Source organism: Phenylobacterium sp., from assembly GCF_036821595.1.
GTDB lineage: Bacteria > Pseudomonadota > Alphaproteobacteria > Caulobacterales > Caulobacteraceae > Phenylobacterium.
The window spans coordinates 109,072-126,641 of record NZ_DAISJG010000002.1 but is presented as its reverse complement, the minus strand read 5'-3'; the positions used below and the strand labels follow the sequence as shown (position 1 = coordinate 126,641).

Here is a 17,570-nt window from a genome sequence, read left to right as displayed (position 1 = left end):
GATACCTCATGAACATCACTCAACGCCTCGCGTGCGGCGCGGCTGTAGTGGCGCTTGCCTCGGCCGCCTCCACCGCCGTCTACGCCCAGGCCACCACCGGCGCCGTCCGCGGTCAGATCACCGACGAGAACGGCGTCGCCGTCGCCAACGCGACCGTCACCGTCACCCACGTGCCGACCGGCTCCAGCTCGACGTCGGTGACCGACGCCAGCGGCTTCTATTCGGTCCGCGGCCTGCGTCCGGGCGGTCCCTACCGCGTGCGCGCCACGGCGGCCAACTATGACGCCGGCACGACCAACGTCGCCGCCATCGGCGTGGGCGAGCCCGCCAACGTCGACGTCCTGCTCTATTCCACCGGCGCCGAAGTGGCCGAGGTGGTGGTCACCGCCGCCGCCGCGGCGTCCAACCAGGGCGGCCCCAGCTCCAACTTCACCTCGAGCGACATCGAGAACCTGCCGTCGATCAGCCGCGACCTGAAGGACGTGGCGCGGATCGACCCGTTCGCCTCGATCGACCCGACGAACCAGGACGCCCTGTCCTTCGCGGGCACGAACACCCGCTTCAACCAGCTGACCGTCGACGGCGTGCGCCAGAACGACGACTTCGGCCTGAACAACAACGGCTACCCGACCCAGCGCTCGCCGATCTCGCTGGACGCCATCGCGGCGGTGAACGTCTCGGTCGCACCCTACAGCGTGATCAACAACGGCTTCACGGGCGGCCAGATCAACGCCGTCACCAAGTCGGGCGGCAACACCTTCTCCGGCACGGCCTTTTACGAGTACACCGACCAGGACCTGCGCGGTGACTCCATCGAGGGCGTGAACTTCGGCGCGCCCTTCGAGGAGAAGGTCTACGGCTTCACTCTCGGCGGCCCGATCCTCCGCGACCGCCTGTTCTTCTTCGGCTCCTACGAGAAGTTCGAGGGCGTCCTCGGCTTCGACGAGGGTCCGGCCGGCTCCGGCGCCGCCATCGAGATCCCGCGCATCACCCAGCAGGCGATCGACACCTTCCGGGCCGACACCCAGCGGATCTACGGCTACGACCCCGGCAGCGCCGTGACCGGCGCCTTCCCGGTCGAGGACGAGAAGTGGCTCGGCAAGATCGACTGGAACATCACCGACAACCACCGCGCCTCGTTCACCTACCAGAACACCAAGGGCAACTCGTTCAACGGCTCGGTGTCCGACACCTTCGCCCAGGGCAACAGCACGACCCAGCCGGCCATCGGCCTGGAGTCGCGCCAGTACAACAAGACCGAGGAGCTGATCGCCTATCAGGTGCAGGTGAACTCGGACTGGACCGACGACTTCTCCACCGAGCTGCGCTGGTCGTCCAAGGAGACCGACACCACCCAGATCCCGCTGGGCGGCCTCTCCGTCGGTGAGGTCATCGTGCGCGCCGCGGACCTGCCGGGCGTCCAGCCGGGCGGCGGCACGCCGGAGATCCGCTTCGGCGCCGACATCAACCGTCACGACAACTATCTGAACGTGAAGGTCGACACCCTCGAGGCGATCGCCCGCTACCGCCTGGGGGCGCACGACTTCCTGTTCGGCGCCCGCACCGAGAAGAACGACATCTTCAACGTGTTCGTCGCCCGCTCGCTCGGCAGCTACACCTTCAACAGCTACGCCGACTACCTGGCCCGCCGCGCCTCGGCCTTCTCGCTCACCGGCGGCATCGATCCGTCGTCGGGCACGGTTCCGGCCACCCTCGGCACGGCCCGCGCCGGCGCCGCCGACTTCGGCTTCCGCCTGTCCTCGCTGTACGCCGAGGACCGCCTGCAGATCCTGGACAACCTCGATGTGTCGGTGGGCTTCCGCTACGACTGGTACTCGACCGACGACGCGCCGATCCTGAACACCGCCTTCCTGTCGCGTCAGGCGTTCGCCAACACCAAGAGCCTCGACGGCGAGTCGGTGTTCCTGCCCCGCGTCTCGTTCAACTACGAGCCGATGGACCGCCTGAACATCTCCGGCGGCTTCGGCCGGTTCTCGGCCACCGGCCTGAACGTCTGGATCTCGAACTCCTTCTCGAACACGGGCGTCAGCCAGACCAACGCGGTCTGCCCGGCGGCGCCGTTCACCAACGTCAGCCTGACCTCGGCGCCGGCGGGCTGCACCTTCACCCCGCGCGGCGGCGACGTGAACGCGCTGTCTCCGGCGTTCCAGATCCCCACCACCTGGAAGGCCAACCTGCAGGTCGGCTACGAGTTCGACTTCACCGGCTTCGGCCTGGGCGACGGCTGGCTGGCGCAGGTCGATTTCCTGAAGTCGTTCAACGAGAACGCCCTCTACTGGTACGACGCCCGCGCCATCCAGACGGGCGTGGCGCCGGACGGCCGTCCGGTCTACGGCCGCACCACGGTCGGCGACCTGACGGGCAACCAGGGCGACTTCATCCTGCGCAACATCGACAAGGGCGGGTCGGACTCGGTGGCCTTCACCGCGGCCAAGGACTGGCGTGACGGCTGGTTCGACGGCCTGAGCTTCCGTTACACCTACACCTATACGGAAGCCGAAGACGCCAACCCGATGACCAGCTCGATCGCTTCGTCGAGCTTCACCCGGTTCGCCAGCTCCGACCCGCAGCGTCCGCCGGCGGCGACCTCCGACTACGAGGTCCGTCACCGTCACGCGCTGAACCTGGCCTATGCGAAGAAGTTCTTCGGCGACAACGAGACCTCGTTCACGATGTTCGCCCAGCACCGCTCGGGCCTGCCGTTCAGCTACACCTTCGCCAACAGCCGGACCGGCAACTTCGACAACGACTTCGGCTACTACACCTCGAGCTACTCGGGCCGCCAGGCGACCTCGAACGCCCTGCTCTACGTGCCGACCGCCAACGACCCGCGGGTCGTCTACGGCGCCGGCTTCGACGTGGCGCGCTTCCAGACCTTCCTGGAGAACTCGGGCCTCTCGAAGTATGCCGGCGAGATCGCGCCGCGGAACGCCTTCCGTCAGGCGGACGTGACCACCATCGACTTCCGGATCAGCCAGGAGCTGCCGGCCTTCTTCCCGAACGGGGCGAAGCTGGAGGTGTTCATGGACGTCGAGAACCTCGGCAACCTGCTGAACGACGACTGGGGCGTGCTCGAGCAGTACGACTTCTCGCGCATGGTCCCGGTGGCGAACGTGAGCTGCATCGCGGCCACGTCCACCGCCGCGGTCGGCTGCGGCGCGCCGGGCGCCCGCTACCTCTACACCGGCACCGGCGCCGGCGGCGCCTTCCAGGAGCCGCAGCGCGCCTTCCGCCGCGACCAGTCGCTGTGGCAGGTCAAGTTCGGCGCCAAGTACAAGTTCTGAGCCTTACGGCCCGGACTGGACTGAGTTGGGGGCGGCTGCAGCGATGCAGCCGCCCTTCTTCTTTGCGCCCCGCCGCACGCGGAATGTCGCGGATGCTTGACGCGGGGGGCGACCGGGGCCATCTGCGCCCGGCTTCGTTTCGAGAGGGCTGGATGAGCTTCACCGTACCTGCCGAGTGGGCGCCCCACCGGGCCATGTGGCTGGGCTTCCCGAGCCACGCGGACCTCTGGGAGACCGACCTCGACGCCGCGCAGGCTGAGGTGGCCGACCTTGCCCGCGCGCTCGCGGGTCCCGGGAGCGAGACCGTGCGCCTGATGACCGGCCATCCCGACGGCGAGGCCGCCGCGCGCCGGATGCTGGGGGACGTGGCGAATGTCGAGATTGTGCCGGGGGCCTTCGGCGACATCTGGCTGCGCGACACCGGCCCGATCTTCGGCTTCGGCGCAGAGGGTCTCGAGGCGCGCGGCTTCCGCTTCAACGGCTGGGGCGGCAAGTACGAGCTGGAGCACGACGACACCGTGGCCCGGCAGATCGCCACGGCCTCGAAGACCCCGCTCCGGGCCTTCCCCTTCATCCTGGAGGGGGGCGCCGTCGACCACGACGGCGAGGGCACGGTGCTGACCACCGGCCAGTGCGTGCTCAACCCCAACCGCAACTCAGGCTGGACGGAAGAGGTCGCCGAGGCCGCCTTCGCCGAGGCGCTGGGCGCGAAGAAGGTCATCTGGCTGGGCGAGGGCCTGCAGAACGACCACACCGACGGCCACGTGGACAACCTCGCCCGCTTCGTGGCGCCGGGCGTCGTCGCCGTGCCGGTCGCCTGGGGTCGGGGGGACCCGAACGCCGAGGCCTATGACGACGCCGCCCGGCGCCTGTCGCAGGCGACCGACGCCGCCGGCCGCGCCATCAAGGTGATGCGCATCCCCTCGCCCGGCTGGGTCGAGGGCGACGAGGGCCGCGCGATCCCGGCCAGCCACATGAACTTCCTGATCGCCAACAAGGCGGTGCTCGTGCCCATCTACGAGCCGCGCCCCGGCGAGCTCGCCGTCCAGGCGCTGGAGACCCTGTTCCCCGACCGCCAGGTGATCGGCCTGCCGTCCATGGCCATCCTCACCGGCGGCGGCTCGTTCCACTGCATCACCCAGCAGGAGCCCGCCTGATGACGCGCAAGATGACGGTCGCCGCCATCCAGACCTCCTACGGCGACGACCTGCGGGCCAATATCGCCAAGACCGCCGACTTCATTCGTGAGGCGGCGGACAGGGGCGCGCAGGTGATCCTGCCGTCCGAGCTGTTCCAGGGTCCCTACTTCTGCGTCGCCCAGGAGGAGCGCTGGTTCGCCACCGCGAAGCCCTGGCGCGAACACCCCTGCGTCACCGAGCTCGCGCCGCTCGCCAAGGAACTGGGCGTCGTCCTGCCGATCTCGATCTACGAGCGCGAGGGGCCGCACTACTTCAACAGCCTCGTCATGGTGGACGCGGACGGCTCGCCCATGGGCGTCTACCGCAAGAGCCACATCCCCGACGGGCCGGGCTACATGGAGAAGTACTACTTCCGGCCCGGCGACACCGGCTTCAAGGTCTGGGACACGAAGTTCGGCCGCGTCGGCGTCGGCATCTGCTGGGACCAGTGGTACCCCGAATGCGCCCGGGCCATGACCCTGATGGGCGCCGAGGTCCTGCTCTATCCCACCGCCATCGGCTCGGAGCCTCACGACCCGACGCTGGACACCGCCGCCCCCTGGCGGCGCGCCATGCAGGGCCACGCCGTCTCGAACGTCATCCCCGTGGTCGGCGCCAACCGCACCGGTTTCGAGCCCTGGGAGAACTATCCGAACGGCGGCCAGCAGTTCTACGGCTCGTCCTTCATCGCCGATCACCGGGGCGACCTGGTGGCCGCCTTCGGCCGCGAGGACGAGGGGGCGCTGGTCGCCGAGTTCGACCTCGACTTCCTGGCCACGCACCGCGCCGCCTGGGGCTTCTTCCGCGACCGGCGCACCGACCTCTACGGCGCGCTGGCCAACGCGCGGCCGGCCTGAGGGACGATGGGGTGATCGAGACCGAGCGGCTCATCCTGCGGCCCTTCCGCATCGAGGAGGACCGCGAGCCGTTCGGGGCGCTCAACGCCGACCGCCGTGTCGCCGACTGGCTGGGTGGACCGCTGACCCGCCAGCAGAGCGACGGCCTGATCGACCGCATCAATGGCCACATCGTCGAGCACGGCTTCGGCTTCTGGGCCGCCGAGCTGAAGGCCGAGCGTCGGCTGGTGGGCGCCATCGGCCTGCAGGTGGTGCGGGCGGACGCCCTGCCGCTCGGCCCCGCCATCGAGACGGGCTGGCGGCTGGCCTACGACTTCTGGGGGCAGGGGCTGGTCACCGAGGGCGCGTCGGCCGCGCTCGCCTGGGCCTTCGCCCGGCTGCCCATACCGGAGGTGGTGGCCTTCACCGGCGTCACGAACCTGCGCTCGCAGGCCGTGATGCGCCGCATCGGCATGACCCCCGATCCGTCCCGCGACTTCGACCACCCCAGGCTCGCCGCGGACCACCCCCTGCGCCGCCACGTGGTCTACGCCATCGCGCGGCCTGGCTAGCCGTCGCAGCCCGACGCCGCCGGGGCGCGGGCGATCTCCGTCCGCGCCATGGCCATGTCGGCGTTGAACGCAGGCTCGGCGTGCAGGCGCGCGACCATGCCGGACGCCAGGGTGCGGCCCGCCTCGATGTCGCTCATGTAGTGGACGCCGCAGATCGCCCGGCTCTCGCCCATCTCGCGGCCGGCCACCAGCAGCCGGTCGGCCCGCTCGGGCGCCAGTTCGGTGAGCAGCAGCCCCCAGGTCCAGCCGACCATGGCGTGGCCGGACGGGTAGGAGGCGTTGGTCTTCATCCACTCGGCGCGGGCGATGCAGATGGGCTTGTCGTTGCCGACCGCCGGCCGCAGCCGCCCGTAGTGGTCCTTGGCCGGCGTGCCGACGTCGCGGACGTCCAGCTCGATGCGGTGCAGGATGCGCCAGGCGGTCGGCGTGCGGGCCTCGCTGAGCTCCTTGCCGAGCGCGCAGGAGAACCGCTTCAGCGCCCCGCCCTGCCAGATCTCGTTGTCCTCGATCGCCGCCTTCCAGCGCGGCGTGCCCTCCAGCGCGCGGGTCTCGTCGTACATCGCCCGCTCGGCCCGGCCCTGGGCGGAATCCGGCGCGGCCGGCGCAGGCAGGATCGCCTTGCCGTCCAGGGCGCCTGCCGGCAGGTAGCCGGTGAGCCTGGTGGGCACAGGTCCCGCCCGCGCCGCATCCACGGCGGCGGGCGGGGAGGGCGCGTCGGTGGCGCAGGCGGCGAGCGCGACGAGCGCCGCGCAGAGGGTCAGGTTGCGGATCAACGAAGCTTCCTAGGCGCGAAGGACGGTCTTGCCGTTCTTGATGACGGTGGCGTTCCGGTCCTTAACCCGCGCCTCGAAGGAAATCACCGTCCCGTCGCGCCACAGGTCCACGGTGATGGTGTCGCCGGGGAAGACGGGCGCGGAGAACCTCGCCTGGTGACTGAGGATCTGGTTCGGGTCGTAGCCGGTGATGGCCTGCAGGACCGCGCGGCAGGTGATGCCGTAGGTGCACAGCCCGTGCAGGATCGGCACGGGGAAGCCCGCGCGCCTGGCCACGTCCGGATCGGAGTGAAGCGGGTTGCGGTCGCCGTTCAGCCGGTAGAGCAGGGCCTGGTCGGGCCGCGTGTCGATGTCCACCGACAGGTCGGGCTTGCGCGAGGGGACCTGGTGCGGCTCGGGCGCGCCCTCCGTCGGGCCGCCGAATCCGCCGTCGCCGCGGGCGAAGGTGGAGCCGGTGAGGGTGGCGACCTTCTCGCCGTTCTCGTCCTTCCAGACGGTCTCGTTGACGATCACCGCGCCCTTGTCCTTGCCCTTGTCGTAGGCGCCGACCGTGCGGCTTTCGGCGGTGAAGGTCCCGGAGACCGGCAGGGGCTGGTGCAACTCCACCTTCTGCTCGCCGTGAACCACCATCAGGAAGTTGATCTCGCTGACCCGGCGGCCCTCCGGCACCTGCGGCGGCGAGCGGCCCTGGCGGCCGCCGGCCGCGGCCAGCACGGTGGCGGCGGTGGGGACCACCTTCAGGTTCTTCTCGTAGGTGAAATCGAGCTCGTGGGCGTCCAGGGGATCGCGGCCCATGCCGATGCCGAGCGCATACAGCATCACGTCCTTGTCGCCGTAGCTGAAGGTCCTGGGCTCGGTCTTCTGCTCCAGGATGTCCGGGTAATAGATCGGCATGAAATATCCCTCCCTTTATCAATGGGCGGATTGAAGACCCACGGGCGCGGCTCCGCAAGCGCCGCGCGGCCGGGGCATTTGCCGCTCGGTTGTCGATGGGCTAGAAGCGGCGACCTCGTGCGCGCGGGGCTCCGCTGCGTCCCAAGATTTCGAAGGCTTCCATGACCACCACGACCCAGCCCGGCCTCGGCCAGATCACCGGCAACGTCCTCTTCTACTCCCAGCCCGAGCCGCTCACCCCCGAGCTGCACGGCAAGCTGGGCGTGAAGCGCATGGACGGCCCGTTCACCTTCGCCAAGGTCGGCCACGCCATCCCGCTGACCGTGGGCGAGTTCCCGCTGGCCGCCGTCACCGGCCCGATCATCTTCGTCGGCGACGAGAAGCTGCCGATCGCGGTCATGGGCCTGAACGCCGGCGAGAACATGTTCGTCCGCGACAACGGCATGTTCGAGCCGGGCGTCTACATCCCGGCCTATGTGCGCCGCTATCCGTTCGTCTTCGCCAACGACTCGGCGAACAACCAGATGGTGCTCTGCGTCGACCGCAAGGCCGAGTTCATCGTCGAAGGCGGCGACATGCCGTTCTTCGAGAACGGCCAGCCGAGCGAGTACACGAAGAACTGCATCGAGTTCTGCAACAACTTCGAGATCGAGCGGCAGCGCACCCTGTCCTTCGTGCAGATCCTGAAGGACCTCGACCTGTTCGAGCAGAAGACCGCCAACTTCACGCCGATGAACCCGGACGGCACGCCCGGCGAGCCTCAGAAGATCGCCGACTACTTCGGCGTCTCCGAGGACAAGCTCAACAAGCTGCCCACCGAGAAGCTGGTCGAGCTCCGCGACAACGGCGCCCTGTCGCAGATCTACGCCCACATGCTGTCGCTGGTCGGCTGGGACCGCCTGATCGCGCTCGCCATGGCCCGCGCGCCGCAGGAGCCGGTCGCCGCCAACGCCTGAGACCGGATGAGGGGGCTCCCGGCGCCGCCGGAGGCCCCTTCTTCGTCTCCGCCTACCGTACGAAGACGCTCCGCGTCAGGCACGAGAAGACCAGCCGCCCGGCCTCGTCGAGCAGGTCGTGCTGGCAGATGACGATGCCCTTGCCCTCGCCCACCGGGTCCTTGGCCATCACGGTCATGCGGCCGCGCAGCAGCTCGCCGGCCGGCGGGTTGCGCATCCAGCGCAGCGCGTCGACCCCCAGCCGCTTGATCTGCGGCCAGTCGGTGCTGGCCACCGCATCCAGGCGGGCCCAGATCGCGTAGACCATGGAGTCCGGCGCGCCGCGGTCCAGCGTCCAGCCGGGCGTGAACGCGCCCACGAACGCCTCCAGCGCCTCGGGGTCCACGGCCGCTGCGCCGAGCGGGACCACCTGGCCGATCTGGATGTCGTCGAAGGCTGCGGGCACTGGGCGGGGCTCCGGAACGGGGAACGGGATTCGATGATGATGGGGCTGCGGCGCCGGCGAAGTCGAGCCCGCTTTGCGCTGGCCGCGCCGCCGCGCCATATAGCGGGCGAGTCGTATGGGGCGGACAGACGGATGATGCGTTTCCTCGCGGGCCTCCTGATGGCGCTGGCCTTCGTCGCGCCGGCCGCCGCCCAGCCCGTCGACACCGGCCATGTCGAGGCCGAGCTGGTCGCCCAGGCTCAGGGTGTTGCGCCCGGCCAGACCATCCACGTGGCGCTTCGCCAGAAGATCGACGACGGCTGGCACACCTATTGGCGCAACGCCGGCGATTCCGGCGAGGCCACCCGCATCGACTGGACCCTGCCGCCTGGCTGGACCGCCGGCGAGTTCGTCTGGCCGACCCCGCACCGCCTGCCGGTCGGTCCGCTGGTCAACTACGGCTACGAGGGCGAGGTCCTGCTGCCCATGGCGCTCACCGCGCCGGCCAACGCGCAGCCGGGGTCGACGGCCACGCTCCGGGGCAAGGCCTATTTCCTGGTCTGCGAGGAGATCTGCATCCCCGAGGAGGCGGAGCTCCAGCTCGCCGTGCCGGTGGTCGCCGCCCCCGCCGCCGCCGATCCGAAGTGGGGCCCGGCCATCGGCCAGGCGCTGGCGTCCGCGCCGAAGCCCGCCGGCCTCGCCGCCGCCTTCGAGAAGCGCGGCGCCCTGGTGGCGCTGGCGGTGACCGGCGCGGCCCTGAAGGGCGCCGACGTCGCCGACGCCTATTTCTTCCCCTTCGCCTCCACGGTCATCGACCACGCCAAACCCCAGCCGATCGAGCGGGGCCCCTATGGCCTGACCCTGACCCTCACACCCGGCTACGACTTCCAGTCCGGCGCTGGGCCCGGGGCGCTGGCCGGTGTGCTGTCGCTCGGCGACCGCGCCTACGAGGTCTCCGCCACGGCCGGCCCGTTGCCGGCGGGCGCCTCGGGCCTCGGTCCGCCGCCCGTCAAGGCAGCCGGCGGGGCGGGCGGCGGGCTCGGCCTGCCCATGGCGGCGCTGTTCGCCCTGCTGGGCGGCCTCGTGCTCAACCTGATGCCCTGCGTCTTCCCGGTGCTGGCCATGAAGGCCGCCTCCCTGGCCGGGCACGCCCACGAGCAGGCCGCCGCCCGCCGCCAGGGCCTGGCCTTCGGCGCCGGCGTGCTGGTGACCTTCCTGGCGCTGGCCAGCGCGCTGATCGCCCTGCAGGCCGCGGGCTCCGCCGTCGGCTGGGGGTTCCAGCTGCAGTCGCCGCCGGTGGTGGCGGGCCTGGCCCTGCTGATGCTCGCCGTGGCCCTGAACCTGTCCGGCGTGTTCGAGGTGGGCGGCTCCCTGCAGGGTGCGGGCGCGGGCCTCGCGTCGCGCCGCGGGCTCACCGGCGCCTTCTTCACCGGCGTGCTCGCCGTCGTGGTCGCCGCCCCCTGCACGGCGCCCTTCATGGCCCCGGCGCTCGGCTGGGGCCTCACCCAGCCGCCGGCCGCGGCGCTGGCGGTCTTCCTGGCGCTGGGGATCGGCTTCGCCCTGCCGTTCGTGGCGGTGTCCTTCGCCCCCGCCCTGCTGGCCCGCCTGCCCAGGCCCGGGACCTGGATGGACGTGTTCAAGAAGGCCCTGGCGTTCCCGATGTACGGTGCGGCGGCCTGGCTCGTCTGGGTGCTGGCCCAGCAGGTGGACGCCGCCGGCCTCGCCCGCATCCTGGCCGCCGCCGTGGTCTTCGCCGCCGCGCTCTGGCTGGCGGGCCGGGCGCAGCGCGGCCGTCTCGGCGGGCGCGGCGTGGCGATCGAGGGCGGGCTCGCCGCGGCCCTTCTGATCCTCGCCGTGGCGGTCGCGCTCTGGGACGACTATGCGCCGGCCGCCGCGCCGGGCGCCGCGAGCGCCTCCGCCGCCGTGCCCTACGAGGCCTACAGCTCGGAGCGGCTCGCCGCCCTGCGCGCCGAAGGCCGGCCGGTATTCGTCAACTTCACCGCCGCCTGGTGCGTGAGCTGCCAGGTGAACGAGCGCGTCGCCCTCTCCAGCCCCAAGGTCGCCAGGGCCATGGCCGACACCGGCGTCGCCTACCTCAAGGCCGACTGGACCCGGAAGGACGCCGCCATCGCCGCCGAGCTCGCCCGCCACGGCCGGGCCGGCGTGCCGCTCTACCTCGTGTATGGCGCGGGCGGCGGCGACCGCGTTATCCTGCCCAACATCCTGACCGAAGGGGTGGTGGTCCGCGCGCTGGAGGCCGCCGCCCGCGGTCGCTGACCGCCGCCACGAGGGAGCCCCGCCGATGCCGCTTCGCCGCCGCGCCGTCCTAGGCTTCGCGCTCGCCGCGATCCTGGCCGCGCCCGCCGCCGCCCAGCCCCAGCTCGGCCAGCCCGCGCCCGCCTTCTCCGCCGTGGACGCCGACGGCCGCACCCGCACGCTCGCGGAGTTCAAGGGGCGGACCGTGGTCCTGGAGTGGACCAACAACGGCTGTCCCTACGTCGGCAAGCACTACAACTCCGGCGCCATGCAACGCCTGCAGCGCCAGGCCGCCAGGGACGGCGTCGTCTGGCTGACGGTGGTCTCCTCGGCGCCGGAGATGCAGGGCCACCTCACCGCCGCCCAGGCGAAACTCTGGAAGGCGAAGGTGAAAGCCTCGCCCGCCGCCGTCCTGCTCGACCCCGAGGGACGCATGGGACGGGCCTACGATGCGAAGACCACGCCGCACATGTTCGTCGTCGATCGCACGGGCCGCCTCGCCTACATGGGCGGCATCGACGACCGGCCCTCCTCCGAGCCGGAGAGCCTGAAGGGCGCGAAGAACCATGTCGCCGCAGCCCTCGCCGACCTCAGGGCCGGCCGTCCCGTGGCCCAGGCCGTGACCCGTCCGTACGGCTGCGGCGTTAAGTACGCGTCGGCCGACTGACCGGCCGGGGATGATCCAGGGGCTGTGAGCTTGTCCGAGACCGACGCCGCGTGGGCGGCCCTCCATGCCGCCGCCGAGCGCGCCCGCGTGCGCCGCATCGCAGGCCTGTTCCAGGAGGAGCCCCAGCGGCTCGGGCGCCTGACGCTGGCCGCCGCCGGCCTGACCCTCGATCTCTCCAAGCAGCCCTGGTCGCTGGCCGATCTCGAAGGGGCCCTCGACCTCGCCCGCGTGTGCGGCGTCGAGCCCGCCCGCGACCGCCTGTTCGCGGGCGAGACGGTGAACCGCTCCGAAGGCCGCGCGGCCCTGCACATGGCGCTCCGCGCCCCCGGCGGCGCGGGCTTCAAGGCCCAGGGCGAGCCGGTTTCCGCGGAGGTGGAGGCGGTCCGCGGCCGCATGCGCGCCTTCGCCGAGCGGGTCCGGTCCGGCGCGCTGAAGGGCGCCACGGGCCGCCCGTTCCGCGCCCTGCTGCACATCGGCATCGGCGGCTCCGACTTCGGCCCGCGGCTCGTCTGGGAGGCGCTGCGGCCCGTGGAGCCGGCCATCGAGCTGCGCTTCGCCGCCAACGTCGACCCGGCCGAGATCGCCCAGGCCCTGGCCGGCCTCGATCCCGCCGAGACCCTGGTGGTGGTGGTCTCCAAGACCTTCACCACCCAGGAGACCATGACGAACGCGCAGACCGCCCGCGCCTGGCTGCGCGCCGCGCTGGGCGAGGCCGGCGACGCCCACCTCGTGGCCGTCTCCACGGCGCTGGAGAAGACCCGCGCCTTCGGCGTCGCCGACGACCAGGTGTTCGGCTTCTGGGACTGGGTCGGCGGCCGCTATTCGGTGTGGTCGGCGGTGGGCCTCTCCTGTGCGATCGCGCTCGGGCCCGAGGTCTTCGACGCCTTCCTGGCCGGCGGCGCGGCCATGGACGACCACTTCCGGTCCGCTCCGCTCGCGGCCAACGCCCCGGTGCTGCTGGCGCTCGCCCACGTCTTCAACCGCAACGGCCTCGGCCGCCCGGTCCGCGCGGTCGTCCCCTACGCCCAGCGGCTTCGGCTGCTGCCCAACTTCCTCCAGCAGCTCGAGATGGAGTCCAACGGCAAGCGGGTCACGGCCGACGGCCGCCGCGTCGGTCACGGCACGGCCGCCGCCGTCTTCGGCGACGCCGGCTCCAATGTGCAGCACGCCTTCTTCCAGCTCCTGCACCAGGGGACCGACGTCATCCCGGTGGACATCGTCGCCGTCCGCGAGGCCTCGGAAGGCGACCCCGCCGCCCAGAGGAAGCTGCTCGCCAACGCCGTCGCCCAGGCCGAGGCCCTGATGGTCGGCCGCACGGAAGCCGAGGTCCGCGCCGAGCTCGCCGCCGCCGGCCTCCCCGAGGACGAGATCGCCGTCCTGGCGCCCCAGCGCACCTTCCCCGGCGACCGGCCGTCCAGCTTCATCCTGCTGGACCGGCTGACCCCCCAGGCGCTCGGCGCCGTCATCGCCCTCTACGAGCACAAGACCTTCGTCGAGGGCGTGCTGTGGGGCATCAACAGCTTCGACCAGTGGGGCGTGGAGCTCGGAAAGACCCTGGCCAGCCGCGTCCTGGCCGAGCTGGAGGGCGGCGCGGCCGGGGCCCACGACCCCTCCACCGCCGCCCTGATCGCGCGGCTGCGCGGCTGACTCGCCTTGTTCACACATCTCGGCTATAGCCCCCGCCCGATGAGCCAAGTCGCGCACCATCACGGCCACCACCACCATCCGACCCCCGCGGGATCGGCTTGGGAGCGCTTGGCCTAAGACGCGCCCGATCCGAGCCCCGCCACACGCGGACGGGGCTTGGCTCTTCGAAAGACCAGCCCGTCCGTCGCCCCTCACGAGGACCCGACCGATGGACGACCTGCCTTCCAACCCTTCCTTGAGCCCGGACGCCGCAGCCGCTAAGCGCGCAGGCATGACCGAGAGCACCCGCCCCGAGGCCCGCGTCCCGCGCGGCTTCGTCGACCGCCGCGCCCGCGACCTCGCCGCCGAGCGCGCCATCCTCGACGCCGTCTCGGAGATCTACGAGCGCTACGGCTTCGAGCGGCTGGAGACCGGGGCGTTCGAGTACGCCGACGCGCTGGGCAAGTTCCTGCCCGACGCCGACCGTCCCAACGAAGGCGTCTTCGCCCTGCAGGACGACGACGAGCAGTGGATGGCGCTGCGCTACGACCTCACCGCCCCGCTCGCCCGCTTCGCCGCCCAGAGCTGGGAGACCCTGCCAAAGCCGTTCCGCCGCTATGCCTACGGGCCCGTCTGGCGCAACGAGAAGCCGGGCCCGGGACGCTTCCGCGAGTTCACCCAGTGCGACGCCGACACGGTGGGCTCCGCCCGGCCGGAGGCCGACGCCGAGATCATCGCCATGGCGGTGGAGGGGCTGCAGGCCGCGGGCCTGCCGGCCGGCTCGGCGGTGCTGAAGATCAACAACCGCAAGCTCCTCGACGGCCTGTTCGACGCCCATGGGGTGGCCGACCCGAAGCAGCGGCTCACGGCGCTGCGGGCCATGGACAAGTACGACCGCCTGGGGCTGGAGGGCGTCCGCGAGCTGCTGGGCAAGGGCCGCCTCGACGAGTCCGGCGACTACACCAAGGGCGCCGAGCTGGCGTCCACGGCCATCGTCGCGGTGGAGAGCTTCCTGGCCGCCGCCGGCTCGTCGGACCTCTCCCGCGCCGACGTGGTCGCCGCCCTGGCCAACCTCGGCCTGGGCGAGAAGGGGGAGGAGGCCCTGCGCGAGCTCGAGCAGATCGACGCGGCGCTCACCTCCATGGGCGTCGCCCAGGACGCCGCCCGCATCGACCCCACCGTCGTGCGCGGCCTGGAGTACTACACCGGCGCCGTCTTCGAGGCCGAGCTCCTGCTCTCCACCACCGACGAGAAGGGGCAGCCCGTGCGCTTCGGCTCGGTCGGCGGCGGCGGCCGCTACGACGACCTGGTGGCCCGCTTCACCGGCGAGCGCACGCCCGCCACCGGCTTCTCCTTCGGCGTCTCGCGCCTGACGGCGGCCCTGCGCGCCGCCGGCCGCGACCTCGCCGCCCAGGTGCGCGGGCCGGTGGTGGTCATCGCCTTCGACCAGGCCCGCATGGCCGACTACTTCAAGGTCGCCGAGGAGCTGCGCTCGGCGGGCGTCGCCGCCGAGGTCTACCTCGGCCAGTCCGGCATGAAGGCCCAGATGAAGTACGCCGACCGCAGGCTTTCGCCCGCCGCGGTCATCGTCGGCGAGGACGAACTGGCCGCCGGCACGGTGACCATCAAGGACCTCGACCTCGGCCGCGCACTGTCCGCCAAGGTGACCGACAACGCGGAGTGGCGCGAGCAGCGCCCCGGCCAGCAGACGGTCCCCCGCGCTGACCTGGTCGCCACGGTGCGCAAGATCCTGGACCAGGCGTCGTGAGGACCGAGCCGCCCGTTCCGGCGGACGCGCTCGCCGCCATCCGCGCGCCCCTGGCCGGCGCGGGCGCGGAGCGTGTCGACGCGCCCCTGCTGCAGCCCCTGGGCCTGCTCCTCGACCTGGCCGGTGAGGCCATGCGCGCCCGGCTGTTCGTCGTGCAGTCGGAGGGAGGGACGGAGTCCTGCCTGCGGCCCGACTTCACCGTCGCCATCGCGCGCCGCCACCTGGAGCGCGCCGCCCCCGAGGGCCGCTACCTCTACGAGGGCGCCGCCTTCCGCGCCTCGCCCGACGCCGACCGGCCGGAGGAGTTCCTGCAGGTGGGGCTGGAGCTGTTCGCTCCGGCCGGCTCTGCGACGCTCGCGGCCGACGTGGAGGCCGCGACCCTGGCCTGGCGGGCGGCCGAGGCGGGCGGACGCGGCGACCTTTCGCTCTGGCTGGGCGACGTGGGCCTGCTCGGCCCCTTCATCGAAACCCTGGCCCTGCCGGCCGGCGTCGCCGCGCGGCTGAAGCGCGTGGCCGGGCGTCCGCGACTGCTGCAGGCGGAGCTGGCCCGCACCGGCGCCGCGCCCGCGGGCGGGGAGGGCTCGCAGCTTGCCGGCATGCTGGCCGGCCTTACCGAAGCCCAGGCCGCGACCCTGCTGGAAGAGGTCTGGGCCTTGGCCGGCGTCGAGCCGGTGGGCGGCCGCGGGCCGGCCGAGATCGCCGCGCGCCTGGTCCGCAAGGCCGAGGCCGCGCGGGCGCCGGCGCTCACCGAAGCCCAGGCCGCCGCCATCCGCGGCTTCATGGCCATCTCCGACGCGCCCGCGGCGGGCCTCGCGCGCGTGCGCGAGCTGGCTGGCCGCAAGCCCGGCGCGCTCGACGCGGCGCTGGAGACCTGGCGCGAGCGGCTCGCGGTCCTCGAGGCCGCCGTCCCGGCAGGGCGCCTGCGTTTCGCGCCCGCGCTCGGCCACGCCTTCGAGTACTACGACGGCCTCACCTTCGAGGTGCGCAGCGAGGCGCTCGGCGCCGATCGGCCGGTGGCCGTGGGCGGCCGCTACGACGGGCTGCTGGCGCGCCTCGGCGGGCCGGCCGAGGCCCGCGCGGTGGGCTGCATGGTCCGGCCCTGGCGGGCCTTCTCCGGGGGCGAGCAATGAGCGGGCCGCTGATCGTCGCCGTTCCGTCCAAGGGACGGCTTAAGGAACAGGTCGAGGCTTGGCTGGCCGATTCCGGCGTACCGCTTCAGGCGGTGGGCGGGGCGCGCGGCTACCTCGGCGAACTGAAGGGCCTGGCCGGCGCCCAGGTGCGCCTGCTGTCGGCCGGCGATATCGCCGACGCGCTGGATTCCGGTGAGGTCCACCTGGGCGTCACCGGCGAGGACCTGCTGCGCGAGAAGGGGGAGCTGGACGGGCGCGTCCTGCTGCTCCGCGCCCTGGGTTTCGGCCGCGCCGATCTCGTGGTCGCCGCGCCCAAGAGCTGGCTCGACGTGGAGACCATGGCCGACCTGGAGGAGGTGGCCCACGACTACCTCGCCCGCACCGGCCGACGGATGAGGGTGGCCACCAAGTACCTGGCCCAGACCCGCGCCTTCTTCGCCCGCCACGGGGTGGCCGACTACCGGATCGTCGAGTCGGGCGGGGCGACCGAGGGCGCGCCGGCCTCCGGCGCCGCCGAGCTGGTGGTGGACATCACGACCACCGGGGCGACCCTGCAGGCCAATGGGCTGAAGACCCTGGCCGACGGCGTGATCCTGAAGAGCCAGGCCCAGCTCGCCGCCAGCCTGCGGACGACCTGGAGCCGCGACCAGCTCGCCGCCGCCGAACGCCTGCTCAGGATCGTCGAGGCCCGCGCCGCCGCCCTGCGCTCGGCCACCCTGATCTGGCCGGCCATGGGGGATGGGGCCGAGGCCGCCGTGGTTGATCGGCTGGTCGCCGCCGGCGCCTCCCGCCGGCCGAACGGCCTGCTGGTGGAGGTCTCGGGAATCGCCGACGCGGCCACCGCGCTCACCGAAGCGGGCCTCGGGCCGATCACCGCCGCCCGGCCGGATTTCGTGTTCGATGTGGACTGCGCGCCCTATCAGGCGCTGGCCAAACAGGTTCTTTGACGTTCGCGTCAAAAAACGGTGTAAATTTTGGTTTGGTCGCGAATTTCTGATCAACCTTTGCAGGCAAACCGTCAGCAGCCCGTTGACTCAGGCAGGAATTTGCCGTTCTTTCATTACGCGAGAGACATGAAGGCGCTCAGTCCTGAGGTCTCCGGCGTTTCGGGGAGGAAACGCCCGCTCTTTCGAGCGACTGCTCAAAAAATGGCCCGCTGCGATTATCCCCCGCAGCGGGCCAAAT

The 17,570-nt window shown here is 72.0% G+C and carries 14 protein-coding genes; 11 read left to right on the top strand and 3 right to left on the bottom strand.

The window, feature by feature from the left end; genetic code table 11:
* Positions 1-8 precede the first annotated feature (8 nt).
* The 4 genes from V7Z97_RS02060 (at position 9) to V7Z97_RS02045 (ending at position 5,891) form a co-directional block, all read left to right on the top strand.
* Positions 9-3,305 carry a TonB-dependent receptor gene (locus V7Z97_RS02060; RefSeq protein ID WP_334161092.1) on the top strand — a complete coding sequence of 1,099 codons (3,297 nt, stop codon included), beginning with the start codon at positions 9-11 and terminating at the stop codon, positions 3,303-3,305.
* 152 nt (positions 3,306-3,457) lie between these two features.
* Entirely contained in the window at positions 3,458-4,462 is a 1,005-nt protein-coding gene (locus V7Z97_RS02055; RefSeq protein ID WP_334161090.1) for an agmatine deiminase family protein, read from the top strand.
* Positions 4,462-5,340, top strand: coding sequence for an N-carbamoylputrescine amidase (gene aguB, locus V7Z97_RS02050; protein ID WP_334161088.1), 879 nt, complete (start codon positions 4,462-4,464; stop codon positions 5,338-5,340). Before V7Z97_RS02055 ends, aguB begins: the two co-directional genes overlap by 1 nt.
* Before the next feature lie 11 nt (positions 5,341-5,351).
* Positions 5,352-5,891, top strand: coding sequence for a GNAT family N-acetyltransferase (locus V7Z97_RS02045; RefSeq protein ID WP_334161087.1), 540 nt, complete (start codon positions 5,352-5,354; stop codon positions 5,889-5,891).
* Here V7Z97_RS02045 and V7Z97_RS02040 read toward each other — a convergent pair.
* Positions 5,888-6,664: an acid phosphatase gene (locus V7Z97_RS02040; protein ID WP_334161086.1), complete on the bottom strand. Its 777-nt coding sequence runs from the start codon at positions 6,662-6,664 to the stop codon at positions 5,888-5,890. The genes V7Z97_RS02045 and V7Z97_RS02040 overlap by 4 nt on opposite strands.
* A 9-nt stretch (positions 6,665-6,673) precedes the next feature.
* Entirely contained in the window at positions 6,674-7,558 is an 885-nt protein-coding gene (locus V7Z97_RS02035; protein ID WP_334161084.1) for a MaoC/PaaZ C-terminal domain-containing protein, read from the bottom strand.
* 161 nt (positions 7,559-7,719) lie between these two features.
* Between V7Z97_RS02035 and V7Z97_RS02030 the strand changes: the two genes are divergently transcribed.
* Positions 7,720-8,514, top strand: a complete 795-nt coding sequence (locus tag V7Z97_RS02030) for a SapC family protein (protein WP_334161082.1) — start codon at positions 7,720-7,722, stop codon at positions 8,512-8,514.
* Between the two features lie 52 nt (positions 8,515-8,566).
* Here the strand turns inward: V7Z97_RS02030 and V7Z97_RS02025 are convergent, their stop codons facing one another.
* Positions 8,567-8,959 carry an acyl dehydratase gene (locus tag V7Z97_RS02025; RefSeq protein WP_334161080.1) on the bottom strand — a complete coding sequence of 131 codons (393 nt, stop codon included), beginning with the start codon at positions 8,957-8,959 and terminating at the stop codon, positions 8,567-8,569.
* A gap of 132 nt (positions 8,960-9,091) precedes the next feature.
* Here V7Z97_RS02025 and V7Z97_RS02020 point away from each other — a divergent pair, with 132 nt between their 5' ends.
* From V7Z97_RS02020 to hisG, 6 genes are all read left to right on the top strand, one after another.
* Complete coding sequence (locus V7Z97_RS02020; protein WP_334161079.1) at positions 9,092-11,215, top strand: protein-disulfide reductase DsbD family protein; 2,124 nt, start codon at positions 9,092-9,094, stop codon at positions 11,213-11,215.
* Between the two features lie 25 nt (positions 11,216-11,240).
* Positions 11,241-11,861, top strand: coding sequence for a thioredoxin family protein (locus V7Z97_RS02015; RefSeq protein ID WP_334161078.1), 621 nt, complete (start codon positions 11,241-11,243; stop codon positions 11,859-11,861).
* Positions 11,862-11,891: 30 nt separating this feature from the next.
* Complete coding sequence (gene pgi, locus V7Z97_RS02010; RefSeq protein WP_334161077.1) at positions 11,892-13,508, top strand: glucose-6-phosphate isomerase; 1,617 nt, start codon at positions 11,892-11,894, stop codon at positions 13,506-13,508.
* 271 nt (positions 13,509-13,779) lie between these two features.
* On the top strand, positions 13,780-15,255 hold the full coding sequence (gene hisS, locus V7Z97_RS02005) for a histidine--tRNA ligase (protein ID WP_334161076.1): 1,476 nt from the start codon (positions 13,780-13,782) through the stop codon (positions 15,253-15,255).
* Entirely contained in the window at positions 15,252-16,385 is a 1,134-nt protein-coding gene (locus V7Z97_RS02000; protein ID WP_334161075.1) for an ATP phosphoribosyltransferase regulatory subunit, read from the top strand. Before hisS ends, V7Z97_RS02000 begins: the two co-directional genes overlap by 4 nt.
* Positions 16,382-17,332, top strand: coding sequence for an ATP phosphoribosyltransferase (hisG, locus tag V7Z97_RS01995; protein ID WP_334161073.1), 951 nt, complete (start codon positions 16,382-16,384; stop codon positions 17,330-17,332). Before V7Z97_RS02000 ends, hisG begins: the two co-directional genes overlap by 4 nt.
* Positions 17,333-17,570: the final 238 nt, after the last annotated feature.

Coding starts and splice junctions, on each gene's coding strand:
- V7Z97_RS02060 (WP_334161092.1), top strand. CDS start 9: ATGAACATCACTCAACGCCTCGCGTGCGGCGCGGCTGTAGTGGCGCTT.
- V7Z97_RS02055 (WP_334161090.1), top strand. CDS start 3,458: ATGAGCTTCACCGTACCTGCCGAGTGGGCGCCCCACCGGGCCATGTGG.
- aguB (WP_334161088.1), top strand. CDS start 4,462: ATGACGCGCAAGATGACGGTCGCCGCCATCCAGACCTCCTACGGCGAC.
- V7Z97_RS02035 (WP_334161084.1), bottom strand. CDS start 7,558: ATGCCGATCTATTACCCGGACATCCTGGAGCAGAAGACCGAGCCCAGG.
- V7Z97_RS02030 (WP_334161082.1), top strand. CDS start 7,720: ATGACCACCACGACCCAGCCCGGCCTCGGCCAGATCACCGGCAACGTC.
- V7Z97_RS02020 (WP_334161079.1), top strand. CDS start 9,092: ATGATGCGTTTCCTCGCGGGCCTCCTGATGGCGCTGGCCTTCGTCGCG.
- V7Z97_RS02015 (WP_334161078.1), top strand. CDS start 11,241: ATGCCGCTTCGCCGCCGCGCCGTCCTAGGCTTCGCGCTCGCCGCGATC.
- hisS (WP_334161076.1), top strand. CDS start 13,780: ATGACCGAGAGCACCCGCCCCGAGGCCCGCGTCCCGCGCGGCTTCGTC.
- hisG (WP_334161073.1), top strand. CDS start 16,382: ATGAGCGGGCCGCTGATCGTCGCCGTTCCGTCCAAGGGACGGCTTAAG.